General features: G+C 62.0%; 17 protein-coding genes. 11 read left to right on the top strand and 6 right to left on the bottom strand.

Annotation, left to right across the window (positions count from 1 at the left end; all coding sequences use genetic code 11):
* Positions 1 to 35 precede the first annotated feature (35 nt).
* The gene (locus LB577_RS23115; RefSeq protein ID WP_224688730.1) at positions 36 to 2,534 is read right to left on the bottom strand and encodes a heavy metal translocating P-type ATPase; all 2,499 of its coding nucleotides are present in this window, start codon (positions 2,532 to 2,534) and stop codon (positions 36 to 38) included.
* A 190-nt stretch (positions 2,535 to 2,724) separates the two neighbouring features.
* Between LB577_RS23115 and LB577_RS23120 the strand changes: the two genes are divergently transcribed.
* The 4 genes from LB577_RS23120 (at position 2,725) to murJ (ending at position 9,212) form a co-directional block, all read left to right on the top strand.
* Positions 2,725 to 3,567, top strand: coding sequence for a glycosyltransferase family 25 protein (locus LB577_RS23120; protein ID WP_224688760.1), 843 nt, complete (start codon positions 2,725 to 2,727; stop codon positions 3,565 to 3,567).
* A gap of 260 nt (positions 3,568 to 3,827) precedes the next feature.
* Complete coding sequence (locus tag LB577_RS23125) at positions 3,828 to 4,574, top strand: glycosyltransferase family 25 protein (RefSeq protein ID WP_318013550.1); 747 nt, start codon at positions 3,828 to 3,830, stop codon at positions 4,572 to 4,574.
* 89 nt (positions 4,575 to 4,663) lie between these two features.
* Entirely contained in the window at positions 4,664 to 7,465 is a 2,802-nt protein-coding gene (locus LB577_RS23130; protein WP_224688735.1) for a [protein-PII] uridylyltransferase, read from the top strand.
* Positions 7,466 to 7,613: 148 nt separating this feature from the next.
* Positions 7,614 to 9,212, top strand: coding sequence for a murein biosynthesis integral membrane protein MurJ (murJ, locus tag LB577_RS23135; RefSeq protein ID WP_023766317.1), 1,599 nt, complete (start codon positions 7,614 to 7,616; stop codon positions 9,210 to 9,212).
* Here the strand turns inward: murJ and LB577_RS23140 are convergent.
* Entirely contained in the window at positions 9,187 to 9,591 is a 405-nt protein-coding gene (locus tag LB577_RS23140) for a type II toxin-antitoxin system VapC family toxin (RefSeq protein ID WP_013891436.1), read from the bottom strand. The two genes, murJ and LB577_RS23140, sit on opposite strands and share 26 nt — an antisense overlap.
* On the bottom strand, positions 9,591 to 9,836 hold the full coding sequence (locus LB577_RS23145) for a type II toxin-antitoxin system VapB family antitoxin (protein ID WP_013891437.1): 246 nt from the start codon (positions 9,834 to 9,836) through the stop codon (positions 9,591 to 9,593). Before LB577_RS23145 ends, LB577_RS23140 begins: the two co-directional genes overlap by 1 nt.
* Positions 9,837 to 10,076: 240 nt before the next feature.
* Here LB577_RS23145 and trpS point away from each other — a divergent pair, with 240 nt between their 5' ends.
* From trpS to LB577_RS23160, 3 genes are all read left to right on the top strand, one after another.
* Positions 10,077 to 11,144, top strand: a complete 1,068-nt coding sequence (gene trpS, locus LB577_RS23150; protein ID WP_224688736.1) for a tryptophan--tRNA ligase — start codon at positions 10,077 to 10,079, stop codon at positions 11,142 to 11,144.
* Positions 11,145 to 11,234: 90 nt separating this feature from the next.
* Positions 11,235 to 11,726, top strand: a complete 492-nt coding sequence (locus tag LB577_RS23155; RefSeq protein WP_013891439.1) for a universal stress protein — start codon at positions 11,235 to 11,237, stop codon at positions 11,724 to 11,726.
* A gap of 146 nt (positions 11,727 to 11,872) precedes the next feature.
* Positions 11,873 to 12,442, top strand: a complete 570-nt coding sequence (locus tag LB577_RS23160) for a NifU family protein (protein WP_013891440.1) — start codon at positions 11,873 to 11,875, stop codon at positions 12,440 to 12,442.
* A gap of 133 nt (positions 12,443 to 12,575) precedes the next feature.
* Here the strand turns inward: LB577_RS23160 and LB577_RS23165 are convergent, their stop codons facing one another.
* Positions 12,576 to 13,193: a L,D-transpeptidase gene (locus tag LB577_RS23165; protein WP_224688738.1), complete on the bottom strand. Its 618-nt coding sequence runs from the start codon at positions 13,191 to 13,193 to the stop codon at positions 12,576 to 12,578.
* 226 nt (positions 13,194 to 13,419) lie between these two features.
* On the opposite strand from LB577_RS23165, the gene cueR reads away from it, so the two are divergent.
* Entirely contained in the window at positions 13,420 to 13,836 is a 417-nt protein-coding gene (cueR, locus tag LB577_RS23170; RefSeq protein WP_224688741.1) for a Cu(I)-responsive transcriptional regulator, read from the top strand.
* An 821-nt stretch (positions 13,837 to 14,657) separates the two neighbouring features.
* Here the strand turns inward: cueR and LB577_RS23175 are convergent.
* Positions 14,658 to 14,828: a hypothetical protein gene (locus LB577_RS23175; RefSeq protein ID WP_167313534.1), complete on the bottom strand. Its 171-nt coding sequence runs from the start codon at positions 14,826 to 14,828 to the stop codon at positions 14,658 to 14,660.
* Positions 14,829 to 15,010: 182 nt separating this feature from the next.
* On the opposite strand from LB577_RS23175, the gene LB577_RS23180 reads away from it, so the two are divergent.
* The 3 genes from LB577_RS23180 (at position 15,011) to LB577_RS23190 (ending at position 16,766) form a co-directional block, all read left to right on the top strand.
* Positions 15,011 to 15,700, top strand: coding sequence for an OB-fold putative lipoprotein (locus LB577_RS23180; protein WP_224688743.1), 690 nt, complete (start codon positions 15,011 to 15,013; stop codon positions 15,698 to 15,700).
* Positions 15,701 to 15,854: 154 nt separating this feature from the next.
* Positions 15,855 to 16,160 carry a hypothetical protein gene (locus LB577_RS23185; protein WP_224688745.1) on the top strand — a complete coding sequence of 102 codons (306 nt, stop codon included), beginning with the start codon at positions 15,855 to 15,857 and terminating at the stop codon, positions 16,158 to 16,160.
* A 105-nt stretch (positions 16,161 to 16,265) separates the two neighbouring features.
* On the top strand, positions 16,266 to 16,766 hold the full coding sequence (locus LB577_RS23190) for an MmcB family DNA repair protein (protein ID WP_023775811.1): 501 nt from the start codon (positions 16,266 to 16,268) through the stop codon (positions 16,764 to 16,766).
* Positions 16,767 to 16,780: 14 nt separating this feature from the next.
* Here LB577_RS23190 and nhaA read toward each other — a convergent pair whose 3' ends face one another.
* Entirely contained in the window at positions 16,781 to 17,965 is a 1,185-nt protein-coding gene (gene nhaA, locus LB577_RS23195; protein WP_224688748.1) for a Na+/H+ antiporter NhaA, read from the bottom strand.
* Between the last annotated feature and the right edge of the window lie 31 nt (positions 17,966 to 17,996).

The following is a 17,996-nucleotide window of genomic DNA, read 5'->3' on the forward strand; positions in this document are numbered from 1 at the left end:
TCCTGTCGCATGGATTTCGTATTTGGGGGCTTGGATCAGAGTTTCAACGTTCTCAGCCGCAATGCGTTGGCGATCACCGACACCGACGACAGGCTCATCGCCGCCGCCGCCAGCATCGGCGACAAAAGCGTGCCGGTGAGCGGATAGAGCACGCCGGCGGCGACCGGTACGCCAAGCACATTGTAGAGGAAAGCGAAGAACAGGTTCTGGCGGATGTTGCGGATGGTGCCCTGGGCCAGCGTGCGCGCCCGCACGATGCCGTTGAGATCGCCCTTGACCAGGGTGATGCCGGCACTTTCGACCGCGACATCGGCGCCGGTACCCATGGCGATGCCGACATCGGCGGCGGCAAGCGCGGGTGCGTCGTTGACGCCGTCACCGGCCATGGCAACGCCGGCGCCCTTGCCGCGCAACTCGTCGACGAGGGCTGCCTTCTGTTCGGGCAAGAGCCCGGCGCGCACCTCGTCGATACCGAGGCGGCCGGCGATCGCCTTGGCCGTGCGCTCGTTGTCGCCGGTCGCCATGATGATCCTCAAGCCGCTGTCATGCAGGGCCTTGATTGCCTCGGCGGTGGTCGCCTTGACCGGATCGGCAACGGCGACGATGCCGGCCAGCCTGCCGCCGACGGCGACGAACATCGCCGTCTTGCCGTCGCCCTGCAACGCCTCGGCGCTGGCCGCAACGGCGGAAACATCGACGCCGAGGTCGTGCATCATCGCGGCGTTGCCGAGCGCGACCGTCTTGCCCGACACGGTGCCGGAAACGCCTTTGCCGGTGGTCGCCTCGAAATCGCCGACGTCGGCGACGGTCACGCCGCGCGCCACGGCACCTTCGACGATGGCCTCGGCCAAGGGGTGTTCAGACCCTTTCTCGAGACTTGCCGCAAGCGCCAGCAATTCGTCCTCGGCAAAGCCGCTGGCAGCCACGATATCGGTCAGCTTCGGCCGGCCTTCGGTCAGCGTGCCGGTCTTGTCGACGATCAGCGTGTCGACGGAGGCGAAGCGTTCGAGCGCGGCGGCCTCCTTGATCAGCACGCCGGCAAGAGCGCCGCGACCGGTGGCGGTCATGATCGACATCGGCGTGGCAAGCCCAAGCGCACAGGGACAGGCGATGATCAGCACCGAGACCGCCGAGACGACGGCAAAGACCAGGCTGGGCTCGGGACCAAGGTCCGCCCAGGCGATGAAGGCCGCGACGGCAACCAGGACGACGGCCGGAACAAAGTAGAAGGAAACGCGGTCGGCCAACCCCTGGATCGGCGCGCGCGAGCGCTGTGCCTTGGCGACGAGTTCGACGATGCGCGCGAGCGTGGTCTCGGAACCGATCCGTTCGGCGCGCATGATCAGCGAGCCTTGCCTGTTGAGCGTGCCGCCGGTCAGCGCGTCGCCTTCGGTCTTTTCGACCGGCAACGGCTCGCCCGTGATCATCGATTCATCGATGGAAGAGCGGCCTTCGAGCACGGTGCCGTCGACCGGGACGGCTTCACCGGGACGGATGCGCAAGCGGTCCCCGGCCTTGACGCCGTCCAGCGGGACGTCGCTCTCGGAGCCGTCTTCGGCGATCCGCCGCGCTGTCTTGGGCGCCAGATCGAGCAAAGCGCGGATCGCCGAGCCGGTCTTTTCTCGGGCGCGCAATTCCAGCACCTGGCCGAGGAAGACCAGCGCGACGATGACGGCGGCGGCCTCGAAATAGACCGGCACCGCACCGCCATGGCCGCGGAACTGATGCGGGAAAATGTCCGGGAACAGCGTGGCGACGACGCTGTAGAGATAGGCGGCACCGACACCGAGCGAAATCAGCGTCCACATGTTGGGGCTGCGGTTGAGTATCGATTCCCAGCCGCGATGAAAGAAGGGAAAGGCGGCCCAAAGCACCACCGGGCTTGCCAGGGCCAGTTCGATCCAGACCTTTGTGCGATCCCCGACCAGTCCGTCGAACGACAGGCCGACCATCGGCGCCATGGCGACGATCAGAAGCGGGATCGACAGGGCCGCGCTGACCCAGAACCGCCTGGTGAAGTCGACCAGCTCCGGATTAGGCCCTTCCTCGCCAGTCGGAACGCCCATTGGCTCCAGCGCCATGCCACAGATCGGGCAAGAGCCGGGCTTGTCGCGGACGATCTCGGGATGCATGGGGCAGGTGTATTGCGTACCCTTGGGCATCGGCGCCGGCACCGGCCTGTCGCCGAGATAGGCTTGCGGGGCCGCCTCGAACTTGGCCTTGCAGCCGGCGGAGCAGAAATAGAAGCCCTGGCCTTCATGGCGGATAAAGTGCCTGGCCGTGGCGCGCTCGACGCCCATGCCGCAGACCGGGTCGGTGGCCGTCAGGTATTTCTCCGGCTCCGCCTGGAATTTCGTGCGGCAGCCTTCGCTGCAGAAATGATAGAGCCGGCCGCCATGTTCTGCTGTCGGCTTGCCGGCGGCCGGATCCACGGTCATGCCGCAGACCGGATCGCGCAGGACCGCGTCCACGGCCGCGGCTTTCGGCGCGCAGCAACCGCCATGCGTGTGATGGTCGTGATCTGAATGCGTCATTCGAAAATGCCCTTAGCAAACTGCTTCGGGCAGGAGGTAGTGCTTCCAGTAACTGGAAGGTCAAGGGCCGTTATGATTATTCGTATTTCGAGGCTCGACCCGGCTGTTCGCCCAGAAAAAGTTGATATTCCGCAGCGCTGCGTGTGCTAACGCTCGGCCTTCCGACAACAATTCGAATCCCGGTAAATCAATGAAATGTCTGGTCATCAATCTTGATCGGTCTCCCGACCGGCTCGCCCACATCACGGCGGAGTTTACCCGCATCGGCATCGCCTTCGAGCGAATCGTCGCAACCGATGCCCGTGACCATCCTGAGTTGGTACTGCAGCCACAAGATGCGATCTACGCCGTCCGGCGCCTGTCCTCCAGCGAGGTCGCCTGCATGCACAGCCATCGCGCCTGCTGGTCGATCATCGCTCAAGACGATGCCCCTTATGGCGCCGTCTTCGAGGACGATGTTGTGTTCTCCGCGAAAGCCGGTGCCCTTCTGGCCGATAGTGGCTGGATTCCGGCCGATGCCGACGCCATCAAACTCGAAACATTCTTCAGCAAGACCATGATCCAGAGGAAAAGGATCGCCGTCGGCAACGGCTTCTCCATGTTCAGGCTTCGCAGGAGCCATATGGGGACCGGCGGCTACATCGTCTCCAGGCAGATGGCGCGCGACCTCCTGGAAGCTACCGCGCAGGCCAGCGCAGCTGCCGACGACCTCCTCTTCAACCCCGCGTTCCCGACGTCGGCAAGCAAGACGATCTACCAGCTTGTTCCCGCACTCTGTGCGCAGGACCAGTTCGTGGGCGACAGATTGCCAAGCCTGCTTTTCGAAGAGCGCGAAGCCGAATGGGTCGCAAGCGGGCTGACCATCAAGCGCAGAAAGCCCGTCGCCGAGAAGATAAGGGTTGAAATCAGGCGGGTCGTCGAGTGGGTCATCGATCACTGCAAGCTGCGGCATTATACGGTCGTTGCGCTCGATCCCCCTGCGGAAGAGCCGATGTCTTGCCTGGCGGCCGGAGGCAACGAGAACGCGCTTTAGACGCCCAAAGGGCAAGGCCGATCCGTATCCGAAAGCCCGGTAGTTTTGGTTCAGGCACTGCTTCGAACTTGCTGTGGCCGGCAAAGTAGAAATTGACCATTTCGGCCCTATCATTTCATCACGGTGCAAAATACTCTTAAAAAGTCAGCAGACACCGGCTCCGGTGTGCTAGAGAACGCCGCCACTCTCGAAAGACACGATTTCGTCAAATGAAGCGCCTGGTCATCAATCTCGATCGATCTCCCGACCGACTTGTCCACATGACATCGGAGTTCGCCCGCATCGGCATTGGGTTCGAGCGGGTCGCGGGGATCGATGCCCAGGAACATCCCAATCTGGTGCAGCAGCCGCAGCACGCGATACATGCCATCCGGCCCCTCGCCGGCAGCGAGATCGCCTGCCTGCATAGTCATCGTGCCTGCTGGACGATCATCGCCCAGGACGAGGCCCCGTACGGCGCCATCTTCGAGGACGACATGGTGTTTTCCGGCAGAGCCGGTGCGTTGCTGGGCGATACGAGCTGGGTTCCGGCGGACGCGGACGTCGTGAAGCTCGAGACGTTCTTCTCCAGAACCGTGATCCAGAGGAGAAGGGCCCCTGCCGGACACGGTTTTTCCACGGTCCGGCTCCGCAAGGGCCATCCAGGGGCTGGGGGTTATCTCCTCTCGCGGCAAATGGCGCGCGCGTTTCTGGAGGCAACGGCGCAGGTCAACATAGCTGTCGACGATCTCATCTTTAACCCCGCTATGTCGGCCGGCAGGAATATCTACCAGCTTGTTCCCGCGCTCTGCGCGCAAGACCAGTTCGTCGGCGACAGGCTGCCGAGCCTGCTTGACCAGGAACGGGATGCCGCACGGACCGCGAGCGGGCTTATGGCAAGGCAGAGCAAGCCGACAGCGGTGAGAATCAGCAGGGAAGCCGGGCGAACCGTGAGGTGGATCGCCGACTTCTGCAGGCTGCGGCGGCAGATTGTCGTGCCCTTCGGCCCCATCGAGGCAACCGACTAGGCCGATTCCGGGCTGTCGGCCGGCCCCATACCCAGCGCCGCGAAAACGCGCTATAGACGCCGCCCAAAAGGCAAGGCCAACCGGTACCTATGGCGAAAATCTCCCTGAAGCTCCATGAACTGATCGACGGCGAAGCCTTGCGCCGCGAGATGACCGCTCTGACCGCGGCGAGCGCCGGCGATGGTTCCAGCGCTATCATCCGCACGGCCGCTCTCCAGCTTCTCAAGGGCCGGCTCGCCGAAGGCCGCAGAAAAACCGAGGCCATGCTGAGAGAGGATGGCGGCGGCAATGCCTGCGCCGAGCGGCTGTCGCATGTGATGGATCAGCTGATCCGGGCGCTTTACGATTTCGCCGCGACCCATGTCTACCCGGTGAAAAACCCGTCGTCGGCCGAGCGCATGGCCGTGGTTGCGGTTGGCGGCTATGGGCGCGGCACGCTGGCGCCGGGATCCGACATCGACCTTCTGTTTCTGTTGCCCTACAAGCAGACGCCGTGGGGCGAACAGACAGTCGAATACATGCTCTACATGCTGTGGGACCTCGGACTGAAGGTCGGCCATGCCACCCGCAATATCGACGAGTGTCTGCGGCTGTCGCGCACCGACATCACCATTCGCACCTCGATCCTGGAAGCGCGCTTCCTGTGGGGGGAACGCAAGCTCTATGAAGAGTTGATGCTGCGCTTCGACCATGAGGTGGTGCGCACGACCGGTCCGGAATATGTCCAGGCCAAGCTAGCCGAACGCGACGAGCGTCACGCCAAGGCCGGCGAAAGCCGCTATCTGGTCGAGCCCAACGTCAAGGACGGCAAAGGCGGCCTGCGCGACCTGCAGACGCTGTTCTGGATCGGCAAGTATTTCTACCGGGTGCGCACCGGCGAGGAGCTGGTCGAAAAGGGCGTCTTCACCGACGCCGAATATCGCGAGTTCCAGAAGGCCGAGGACTTCCTGTGGGCGGTGCGCTGCCATATGCATTTCCTCACCGGGAAAGCCGAGGAGCGGCTGCATTTCGACATCCAGCGCGAGATCGCCGAACGGCTGGGCTACACGACGCATCCCGGCCTGTCGGCGGTCGAGCGCTTCATGAAACACTACTTTCTCGTCGCCAAGGATGTCGGCGACCTCACGCGCATCTTCTGCGCGGCACTCGAGGAGGAGCAGGCCAAGCATGTGCCTGGCTTCAACCGCATCTTTCTCACCTTCCAGCGCCGCAAGCGCAAGCTTGCCGGCACGTCGGACTTCATTGTCGACAACCACCGCATCAACATCGCCGACGACCAGGTGTTCGAACGCGATCCGGTCAATCTGCTCAGACTATTCTGGTTCGCCGACAAGCACGGTCTGGAATTCCACCCCGATGCGCTGAAGCTGCTCACCCGCTCGCTCGGCCTGGTCAACAAGTCGCTCAGGCGCGACGAGGAGGCCAACCGGCTGTTCCTCGACATCCTGACGTCGGACCGCAATGCCGAACTCAACCTGCGCCGGATGAACGAGGCCGGGCTGCTGGGCAGGCTGATCCCGGATTTCGGCAAGATCGTCGCCATGATGCAGTTCTCGATGTACCACCACTACACGGTGGACGAGCACCTGATCCGCTGTATCGGCGTGCTGGCCGAGATCGAGCGCGGCGATGGCGAGAAGGTGCATCCGCTGTCGCATTCGCTGATGCCGGGCCTGAAGAAGAGCCGCGAGGCGCTCTACGTCGCGGTGCTGCTGCACGACATCGCCAAGGGCAGGCCGGAGGATCATTCGGAGGCCGGCGCCCGGATCGCACGCCGCATCTGCCCGCATATGGGGCTGTCGCCGGCCGATACCGAAACCGTTGCCTGGCTGGTTGAGAACCATCTCGTGATGTCGATGACCGCGCAGACCCGCGATCTCAACGACCGCAAGACCATCGAGGATTTCGCCGCGATCGTGCAGTCGGTCGAGCGGCTGAAGATGCTTTTGATCCTGACCGTTTGCGACATCCGGGGCGTCGGTCCAGGTGTCTGGAACGGCTGGAAGGGCCAGTTGCTGCGCACGCTCTACTATGAGACCGAACTGCTTTTGACCGGCGGCTTCTCGGAAGTGTCACGTGCGCAGCGGACGGCGGCGTCGCGCGAGCGTCTGGCCGAGGCGCTCGCAGACTGGCCAGACAAGGCCCGCAAACGCTATGTCCGCCAGCACTACGAGAATTATCTCCTGACCGTCGACCTGCCGGACCAGCTTCGCCACGCCGAATTCATCCGCGATGCGGATGCGGCGGGCAAAAAGCTTGCCACCATGGTCAAGACGCACCAGTTCGAAGCGGTGACCGAAATCACCGTGCTGGCGCAGGACCATCCGCGTCTTCTCTCCGTCATTGCCGGGGCATGCGCCGGCGCCGGCGGCAACATCGTCGACGCGCAGATCTTCACCACGTCGGACGGCCGCGCCCTCGACACGATCCTGATCTCGAGGGAATTCGACCGTGACGAGGACGAACGGCGGCGCGCCGAGCGTGTCGGCCGGCTGATCGAGGACGTGCTGTCCGGCAAGAGTTGGCTGCCGGAGATGATCGAGAAGCGCACCAAGCCACGGCGCGGCTCCAAGGTGTTCAAGATCCCGCCCCGCGCCGAAATCCGCAATGCGCTGTCGAACCGCTTTTCGGTCATCGAGGTCGAGGGGCTCGACCGCCCGGGCTTGCTGTCGGAGATCACCAGAACCCTGTCGGACCTGTCGCTCGACATTGCGTCGGCCCACATCACCACCTTCGGCGAAAAGGTCATCGACACCTTCTACGTCACCGACCTTACCGGCCAGAAGATCGACAGTCCGGCGCGCATTGCCACCATCCGCAACCGGCTGATAGCGACGCTCGAAGGCGCCGCGCCGGAGCGCGGCGGCAGGGCCAAGGCGGCGGCCGAGTGAGAGCCATCATCACTTTGTCCCAATCTCCAGAGCTATTTGCCGTTTCACGGAAACGGCGAACAGCTCTAACTTTTTGTTTTAACACAATTCCGGACGGAAAACCGTTTAACACTTTTCCTGGAATTGCTCACAGGCAGTCTCCGAACGCATGAGCCTCGTCAAGAAATTTGCAACAGTCGCTTCCGGCACGCTGATGAGCCGCGCGCTGGGGTTTGGCCGCGAGATGCTGATGGCGGCGGCGCTGGGCACCGGGCCGGTGGCCGACGCGTTCAACGCCGCCTTCCAGTTTCCCAACACCTTTCGCCGGCTGTTCGCCGAGGGCGCCTTCAACGCCGCCTTCGTGCCGCTGTTTGCCAAGGAGATCGAAACGCACGGCACTGATGGCGCCAAGCGCTTCTCCGAGGAAGTGTTCGGCGTGCTGTTCACCGCGCTGCTGGCGCTGACCATCGTCATGGAACTGGCGATGCCGCTGATCGTGCGCTACCTGGTGGCGCCGGGCTTTGCCGACACGCCTGGAAAGTTCGAGACGACCGTCGCACTGGCGACGATCATGTTCCCGTACCTCATTTGCATGTCGCTTGCCGCCATGATGGCGGGCATGCTGAATTCGCTGCGCCGCTATTTCGCGGCGGCGATCGCGCCCGCGTTCCTCAACATCATCCTGATCAGCGTGCTTGGCTACGCCTGGTATCATGGGCTGGATGCACGCGCTGTCGGCTTCAGCCTGTCCTGGGGCGTTTTGGCGGCAGGCATCGTGCAGCTCGCCATCGTCTGGGTGGCGGTGCGCAACGCCGGCATCTCTATCGGCTTCCGCCGGCCGAAGATGACGCCGAACGTGAAGCGGCTGTTGATCCTGGCGCTGCCGGCGGCGATCACCGGCGGCATCACCCAGATCAACCAGCTGATCGGCACGGCGATCGCGTCGGCGCAAGACAGCGCCGTGTCCTCGCTCGCCTATGCCGACCGCGTCTATCAGCTGCCGCTCGGCGTCGTCGGCGTGGCGGTGGCGATCGTGCTGTTGCCGGAACTGTCGCGGGCGCTGAAATCAGGCAATCTGATCGAGGCGGCCAACCTGCAGAACCGCTCCGTCGAGTTCACCCTGTTCATGACCTTGCCGGCGGCGGCCGCACTCTGGGTAATGTCGGAGCCGATCGTGCGGCTGGTCTATGAGCGCGGCGCGTTCGCCGCCAACCATTCGACCCCGACGGTGGCGGCGATCCTGGCGATCTTCGGCCTGGGCCTGCCGGCCTTCGTGCTGATCAAGGCCTTCACCCCCGGGTATTTCGCCCGCGAGGACACGCGCACGCCGATGATCTTCGCCGCCATCTCGGTGGCGGTGAATGTCGCCACGGCGCTGACGCTGTTTCCCAGGATGGGCGCACCCGGCATCGCGGTGGCGTCTGCCGTGGCCGGCTGGGTCAACGCGCTGATGCTGCTTGGCATGCTCATCCGGCGCGGCCATTGGGGCCGCGACGTGCCGCTCCTGAAGCGCATTCCCCGGCTGGTGCTGTCGGCGGCGGTGATGGCGGTGGCTCTGTATTTTGCGGAGCATTGGCTGGCCGTCAGACTCGGCCCCGGCTCGCCGCTGGTGGTCAAAGCGACGACGCTTCTGACGCTCGTCGCAGGTGGAGCGCTGCTCTACTTCGTCACAGCGTTTGCCACGGGTGGCGCCGATTTCGGCATGATCCGGCGCAATGTCGGACGCAAGGAGACACCACAGCCTAAGGAACAGTCTTCAGATCCGTGAGCCGGAATTCGTCGGCTGTCGAAAGCATCGGGACGGCATAGTAGCGCGCGCAAGCATAGTGAAAACAATCCGCCAAATTCAGTCGGATGGCCTTGTTGCGAAACCGCGACGCAGCCTCAACGGACAATGACGTTGCGTCAGCGGCAGGCGGAAGCTCCCGCACGGCAATAGCCCGTTCTTCGAGAAAACGACTGACTATCTTGAGGCTCACTTCGACCGGCACCGCTAGCTTTTCGGATCGCGAAAGGGCCATTGCCGCTTCCCACACCGCGATTGCCGACGTGAACGGAGCCGATGCTTCCAAGACGGCCCGTGCGCAGCGCTGCGCTTCGGCCTCGTGGCTGAGCATCGCGACGATAGCGGCTGCGTCGACAAACATCAGTCTTCGCCGGACAATTCGTCGTAGACCGAGCGCGGCAGCGGTTTGCGCGCCTGCTCGCTGAGCTCGATCCCAAATTCGGCGCGCAGCCTTGCCGCCGTCTCCAACGGCGTCTCGCGATTGCGGCGGCGCTCAAGCGCTTCGCGCATGGCAATCACGATCGCCTCGGTTATGCCAACGCCCTCAATTCTAGCGAAGGTGCGCGTTAAGTCATCCGCTTCTTTGTTGTTGATGTTGATCGTCATAACGTGCCTACTCAATCGAATGTAGCGGAAATAATGTAGCCACCTACATCAAAATGTCAATATCTTGAGGAGCCTTTGGAGGGCCAACCAGCCCCTTGATCCTGCCGTCCCCTTCGTCCATAAGCGCGCCGTCCAAAGACTTTCGCCGCGTGCGGTTTCCAGCCGCATGATTGGCTCCAAAAAGTCTGCAACTTTTTGGAATCATGCTTATACGGCCCTCCACAAGCCATGAGGAAACCCATGTCCGCCTTCAAGCCACTCGTCTTCTCCGGTGTCCAGCCGACCGGCAATCTGCACCTCGGCAACTATCTCGGCGCCATCAAGAAATTCGTCGCCCTGCAGGACACGTCCGACTGCATCTATTGCGTCGTCGACTTGCATTCGCTGACCGCGCAGCTCGTCTATGACGACCTTGCCGACCAGACGCGGTCGATTACCGCGGCCTTCCTCGCCTCCGGCATCGACCCGAAGAAGCATATCGTCTTCAACCAGTCGCGGGTCATGCAGCATGCCGAGCTTGCCTGGATCTTCAATTGCGTGGCGCGCATCGGCTGGATGAACAAGATGACGCAGTTCAAGGACAAGGCCGGCAAGGACCGCGAGAATGCCTCGCTGGGCCTGCTCGCCTATCCCTCGCTGATGGCGGCCGACATCCTGCTTTACCGCGCCACCCATGTGCCGGTCGGCGAAGACCAGAAGCAGCACCTGGAGCTGACCCGCGACATCGCGCAGAAATTCAACAACGATTTCTCCGACCGCATTGCCAGCCTTGGCGTCGGCGTCGAGATGCAGGTCGGCGAGGAGACGGTGAACGGCTTCTTCCCGATCACCGAACCGGTCATCGGCGGCCCGGCGGCGCGCATCATGAGCCTGCGCGACGGGTCGAAGAAGATGTCGAAGTCGGACCCGTCGGACCTGTCGCGCATCAACCTGACGGATGACGCCGACACCATCTCGAAGAAGATCCGCAAGGCCAAGACCGATCCGGAAGCCTTGCCGAGCGAAGTCGACGGGCTGGAAACCCGGCCGGAAGCCGAAAACCTGGTCGGCATCTATGCCGGTCTCGCCGAGCTTTCCAAAGCCGAGGTGCTGAAGGAATTCGGCGGCCAGCAGTTTTCGGTGTTCAAGCCGGCGCTGGCCGATCTGGCAGTGGAGAAGCTGGCGCCAATCGCCGGCGAGATGCGCCGCATCCAGGGCGATCGCGCCTATGTCGACGCGGTGCTCAGGGATGGCGGCGAACGCGCCGGCGTGCTGGCCGAAACGACGATGAAGACGGTGCGCGACATCGTCGGCCTGCTGCAGGGCTGACCTGTACCAAGACACCGCCGCCACCCGGCCGCTTGCGGCCAGATGGTGGCGGTGGCAGATTGCGGCCGAAAACACATCGAGCAGATAGACATGGTCTCCAAACGCCTCATCCGTGAAGCCGGTCATCGCAGGAAATTCCTGACGATCATCGACGATACGCCGGAATGCGAGCGTGCCGTCGCCTACGCCTCGAAGCGGGCGCAGAGCACCAGCGGCACGCTGGTGCTGCTCTATGTCATCGTCCCTGATGATTTCCAGCACTGGCTGGGCGTCGAGAAGATCATGCGCGAAGAGGCCAACGCCACGGCGCGCGCGGCGCTTGATGGCTATGCCAACAAGGTGCGCCAGAAGCTCGGCATCGAGCCGGAGATGGTGGTGCGCGAAGGCAAGCCGACGGAAGAGATCCACAGGCTGATCGAGGAAGACCAGGATATCGCCATCCTGGTGCTGGCGGCCGGCGCCGGCAAGGAAGGCCCGGGGCCGCTGGTCGGCGCCGTGGCCGGCAAGGGTGCGGCGTTCCCCATTCCGGTGACCGTCGTGCCGCAGAACCTTTCCGACGAGGAGATCGACAGTCTCGCCTGAAGCCTGCCAGGAATTTCGATTCCCCAGCTAGCAAAACATTCCGCCAGCCAGCCGTTCCGGTGACGCGTTTCGCTTGAATGTTCAGCCGATAGAGCTTATTTAGAACTATTCCAAACTATCTGCCCGATACGGGCACGGAGACGTCCATGTTCATCCAGACCGAATCGACGCCGAACCCGGCGACGCTGAAATTCCTGCCCGGCAAGGAAGTGCTTCTGGAAGGCACCGCCGATTTCCGCGATGCCGACAGTGCGGCCGTGGCGTCGCCGCTGGCCGGCCGGCTGTTCGAAATCCCCGGCGTCACCGGCGTGTTCTTCGGCTATGACTTCATCACCGTGACCAAGGACGGCCCCGACTGGCAGCATTTGAAGCCGGCGATCCTCGGCGCCATCATGGAGCATTTCATGTCCGGCGCGCCTGTCATGGCCAAGGCGGGTCCCGCGGCCGAAACCAGCCAGACCGGCGAATTCTACGACAAGGCGGACGAGGAGCTCGTCATCACCATCAAGGAGCTGCTCGACACGCGGGTGCGCCCGGCGGTGGCCCAGGATGGCGGCGACATCACCTTCCGCGGTTTCGAGAATGGCACCGTGTTCCTGCACATGAAGGGCGCCTGCGCAGGTTGCCCGTCATCGACGGCGACGCTGAAGCACGGCATCCAGAACCTGCTTCGCCATTTCGTGCCGGAAGTGCAGCAGGTCGAGCAGGTCGCCTGATCGTTTCGCTCTATTGCCAACCGTGAAAAACAAAAAACCGGGCCGAATTGCCCGGTTTTCTGTTTTGGGACGTCCATTGTTGCCTAGACGGTCCGCGTACGAACTGCTTTGACCTTGGTCCTTGCGACCACGATCAGAGGACGATGACCTTGGCGCCGACCGAGGCGCGATCATAAAGGTCGATGACGTCCTGATTCATCAGCCGGATGCAGCCCGACGACATCGCCTTGCCGATCGAGTTCCATTCCGGGCTGCCGTGCAGGCGGTAACCCATGTCACCGCCCTTGTTGAAGAGATACATGGCGCGAGCGCCGAGCGGGTTCTTCAGGCCCGGCTCCATGCCGCTGGCGAACTTGGCGAGTTCCGGCTGGCGCTTGATCATCTGCGAAGGCGGCGTCCAGGTCGGCCACTCACGCTTGATCGCGATATGGGCGGTGCCGTGCCACTCGAAGCCCTCGCGGCCGACGCCGATGCCGTAGCGGATCGCCAGGCTGTCGCCCTCGACGAAGTAGAGGAACTTGTTCTGCGTATCGACGATGATCGTGCCGGGCTTTTCCTTGGTGTCGTAATTCACTTCCTGGCGGTGATACTTCGACGGCACCTTCTCGATCGGGATGCGCGGCAGCTGGTAACCGGCATCGGTCACCGCGCCATAGTCGTTGGAAAATATCTGCCCGCCAATGGTGCTGCAACCGGCGAGTGCAGTGGACAGCGCCATTGCGGCAACTATTGCGAGCGACTTCATGCGCATGAGGTGATCCGGAGCCCCGCCCAAACTTAGAGCGGCACGAGTCGGCCGCCTTCTCGCCATCATTCATGCTGGCATTTGCTTTGCTTGCCAAGCACGCGATGCCTATATCCAGGACCTTACCTGCTGGTAAGCGTATCACTGCGGCATTTCGGCAACAGCCTCCGCCGGATTGTGAAGCAAATTCAATGGGCCTGAACCGCGGGCCTGCAAAATCAGGGAAACCGCCATGAATGTCGGCGACGCCGCCAACCGCTCGGGCCTGCCGGCCAAGACCATCCGTTACTATGAGGAGATCGGCCTGATCGCGCCGGCGCGCGCCGCCAACGGCTACCGCGACTATTCCGGCGACGATATCCACCGGCTGACCTTCCTGCGCCGCGCGCGCAATCTCGGCTTTTCCATCGATGATTGCCGCCAGCTGATGGCGCTCTACCAGGACCGCAGCCGCGCCAGCCACGACGTGCGCGAGATCGCCGCCGCCCATGTCAAGGCGATCGAGGAGAAGGTGCGCGAGCTGCAGTCGATGCGCTCGACCCTGCAGACGCTGATCCATGCCTGCCATGGCGACAACAGGCCGGACTGCCCGATCCTGGACGATATGGCGGGAGCTGCTGGCGACGGAGCCGTTTCGGCGAGGCGATAGCGAGAAGAGGTTTGCCGGCCGGCGCGATGACTTCGTGCACCCATCCGTTCAATGTCTGGAACGGACCGGATAGGCGTGCTTCGGCTGACTCGCGCGCGAAAACTGATTTAGGTAAGTCTAATATGCTAATTGGCTAAAGTACGGAACGTCCAATGGACAAGAACGGAACCAAAGCGGTTACGTCAGACCTTTGCGCAGACAACGCAAGACTTTAGTCCTGCCGTCTTATAGTTAAGAACGGAAGGTGATCGGCAGGACGTAGGGCCGCGCCGGATCAATACCAGACTGCGCTCAGACAAATTATGGTGCGATCGCGGAAGGCGCTCGGGTTGCCCCGGGGCCCGGTTGGCTGCCTGTGGCCGGTAGCCTCGTCCAGACTCCAACCGGCAAGTCGCATTCTCGCCATGGAGCGGAGATGACCAAAATGGATGAGACCCGCAACCGACAGCTAGGTGTCTTGCATGGTGCTGCTGAACATTCTGGAGGAAGTCACTGCAAAAGAAGTCGAGGCACAGGACATCTCGACCCATGTCGACATGACGCAGATGCCATCGAGAGAATCCGATCCTCAGGACTAAAAGAAATCCCGGCTAGAAACCGAACGTCGAAAAAATGGGCAGATCGCGCTATATGCTGATTTACTAAAGTAATAGAACATCCAATGGACAAGAACGGAACCAAAGCGGTTACGTCAGACCTTCGTTGGCGAGATGCAAGACTTTAGTCCTGCAATTCTTTATAGTTAAAAATGAAAATTAATCGGCACAGCATGAGGCCGCACCGGATCAATACCAGATTATACTCAGGAAAATATGGTGCGATCACGGAAGGCGGGACTGTACCTGGTGATCTCTCTGTTTTTCGAGGAACAGCTTGGCGTGTTCGCCCCATTCAGGAACCGTGGTCTTGTGCTCCTGAACGTACTTGCCGAAGGCCTCGCGCAAAGCGGCAAGGTCAAATGCCCAAAGATGTTCGCCCTTATCGTCGTTCAACGTCACTTCACCAACCCCATCGAGTCGATGGTATTGCCTCCCAATTAGGCCTTCAAGAGCTGAGGCCTGACTTCTTTTGGGGGCTTTTGGGTTTCTCAAACCGATCAGCGCTCCCACAAACGACGATTATATATTTCACAAAACCCGATGATGAATCAGGGCGGCGCTGATATGAATCGCGCATGGGAAAGGGGATCAAATCTCACTGGCCAAGCGTTCTGGCCGTCTTCGCTTTTGCGCCTGGCGTATTCCGCTGGGTGGTCTCGGTATTCGATTGGGGAGCAAGGCTCGATGTCATCATTGCTCACATGCACGAACTGGGCTGGGTCGGCAGCGTAATAGCCTTCTTTCTGGCCTCTCCCCCATGGTCGATTTTCCCTGCCTTTGTGGTTGGGTTTCTTTTCTTGACTATGGAAGTCCGCAGGGCAAAATCACTTCCAATTGCAATACCGAATGGGCTAGCGCCTGTGTCGTTGCCAAGCCCGCCGCGACCTCTTGTTCCCACGGTTTTAGGTATCAGACTCTATGTCCCTGAGAACGTGGACCCAGATTTTTTGGTAGCCCTCCGCATTGACAGGACATCAATACAAAGCGAGCCGCTGGTTCGCCCATACGTCGGGAAATGGATACGATTCACCGGCTCGGTGCGAAATGTTTATGAGCCCACCCAATCCGGCGGGAAATCGATGGTCGTCGTCACTTACGGCCCCCCGGAACGAGAGCTTAACACGCAAGTTTTTATGCAGTTCGATGAAACCTGGCTTGATCGCCTGCATATGCTGCAAAGAGGCAATTCCATAACAGTGGAAGGCCGAATAGACAGAATCCTGTCTTTTGAAATTCACTTAGAAGATTGCAGTATCTTAGGCTGAGACTGCCCAGGGGCGTCAGTCACAGGTTCCACAATAGAACGCGTAGCCATTACGGATAGCCTACCGCCCAGTTACCTCAAAGGTAACCTCTCCCTATAGCCATTCTCCTACGGCTGGGTAACGCGTTAAGGTGATGCATACAGGGGCTGGCACCATGAACAAACCAACTCGCAAGCATCTCGCCTTAGCCGCTGTGGCGTTCGGCATCGCCGGATGTGATAGCGTTCAATCCTTCGAGATGCATCGAGAAGGAGATGGCGCACGCGCCTCATGCGGGCAGACGACTGCCCCTGCTTCTCTAAGCGGAGGTAACATCGACCCCGCCGTGGCTCGATGCGTAATTGCATGTAGACAGCTTGGGTTTGTTGTTGAAAGTACCCTTCCTCCCGGCCTGATCAACAAGAAGATCGACATGGCTGGTGATATCCCTGCCTCTGAGTGCCTGATCCTTAAGCGGTAAAATTGCCGGCCTGTCAGGTATCCTATTTTCATGCTGGGTTTCTCAAACCGATAATCGTCTCCACAAAGAGTTCAAACCGTGAACAGAATCTGGCATGGTGCCTGCATGCCAATCATCTCCCCTATTGCAATCAATCCATTGATCGACGGGCGCCAGTCGGAGCGTGCCATGCTGGTGCGGCGTGGCGTGCAGCGGCTGCTCATGGAAATGGGCGCGCATGTGTTGCCTGAGCTGTCGCTGGCGACCGGCCGCCGCGCCGATCTCGTGGCGCTGACCCGGCAAGGCGACATCTGGATCATCGAGATCAAATCCTCGATCGAGGATTTTCGTGTCGATCGCAAATGGCCCGACTACCGGCTGCATTCCGACCGGTTCTTTTTCGCCACCCATCCCGGCGTACCTTCGGAGATTTTTCCGGAGGAGTGCGGCTTCATCCTCTCCGACGGCTACGGCGCGGAAATCCTGCGCGATGCACCCGAGCACCGCATGGCGGCGGCAACGCGCAAGGCGCTGATGCTGCGGATCGCGCGCGCCGGGGCTTCGCGGCTGCTGGCGGCGGAGTTGGCAGGCGTGTCGGTGCCGGCGCTCGACGGGGAGAGTGAGTAGCTTCCGGACGCGCGCTACTCCTCGCTCTCCTCGCCAGCCGCCGGTGCCATCAACAGCACGGCGGCGCCGAGGATGGCGGCGATGAAGGAGCCGGCGAGGATGCCGACCTTGACGGCGTCCTGCAGCGCGACATCGCTGGCGAAGGCAAGCAGGCCGATGAACAGGCTCATGGTGAAGCCGATGCCGCAGAGCAGCGAAATGCCGATCATATGCCGCCAGCCGGCATGGGCCGGCAAATCAGCCAGGCCAAGCCCTATGGCGAGCGCGGAGGAGCCGAAGACGCCGACCAGCTTGCCGAGCACGAGGCCGGCGGCGACACCCAGCGTCAACGGCTCGATCAGCGCGCCAAGGCTCAGGCCGGCGAACGAAACGCCGGCATTGGCGAAGCCGAAGATCGGAATGACGATGAAAGGCACGATCTTGTGCAGGCCATGTTCGAGCCGATGCAGCGGCGAATGGTCGAGGTCATGGCCGATCCCGGCGGAGCGTTCGAGCGGAATGGTCAAAGCCAGCGCCACGCCGGCAAGCGTGGCATGGACGCCCGATTTCAGCACCAGCACCCACAATATGGCGCCGAGTACCAGGTAAGGCACCAGCGTCATCACCCGCATGCGGTTGAGCACGACGAGCGCGGCAATGACGGCGAAGGCCGCCCCCAGATACGCCAGCGACAGGCCGCTGGTGTAGAAGATGGCGATGATGATGACGGCGCCGAGGTCGTCGATGATGGCAAGCGCGGTGAGGAAAACCTTCAGCGATGCCGGCACGCGGCTGCCGAGCAGCGACAGCACGCCGAGCGCGAAAGCGATGTCGGTGGCGGTCGGGATGGCCCAGCCGGCGAGCGCGGCCGAATTGCCGCGGTTGACGAAGACATAGACCAGCGCCGGCACCACCATGCCGCCGGCGGCCGCGACACCCGGCAGCACGCGCCTGGGCCAGGTGGACAACTGGCCGTCCAGCATCTCGCGCTTGATCTCGAGGCCGACGAGCAGGAAGAACACCGCCATCAGCCCGTCATTGACCCAGTGCGAGACGCTGAGCGGCCCGAGATAGGCATGGAGAACGGAGAAATAGGTTTGCGAGAGCGGCGAGTTGGCGACGATCAGCGCCAGCGCGGCGGCCACCATGAGGATGACGCCGCCGGCCGCCTCGCTGTCGAGAAATTCGCGGAAGACGGATTTTAGCCGCTCGTCGTGCATGTATCCTCCGTTGCCTGGTGTGGCGGCCGGG

This window comes from Mesorhizobium sp. B283B1A, from assembly GCF_020165735.1.
Lineage (GTDB): Bacteria > Pseudomonadota > Alphaproteobacteria > Rhizobiales > Rhizobiaceae > Mesorhizobium > Mesorhizobium opportunistum.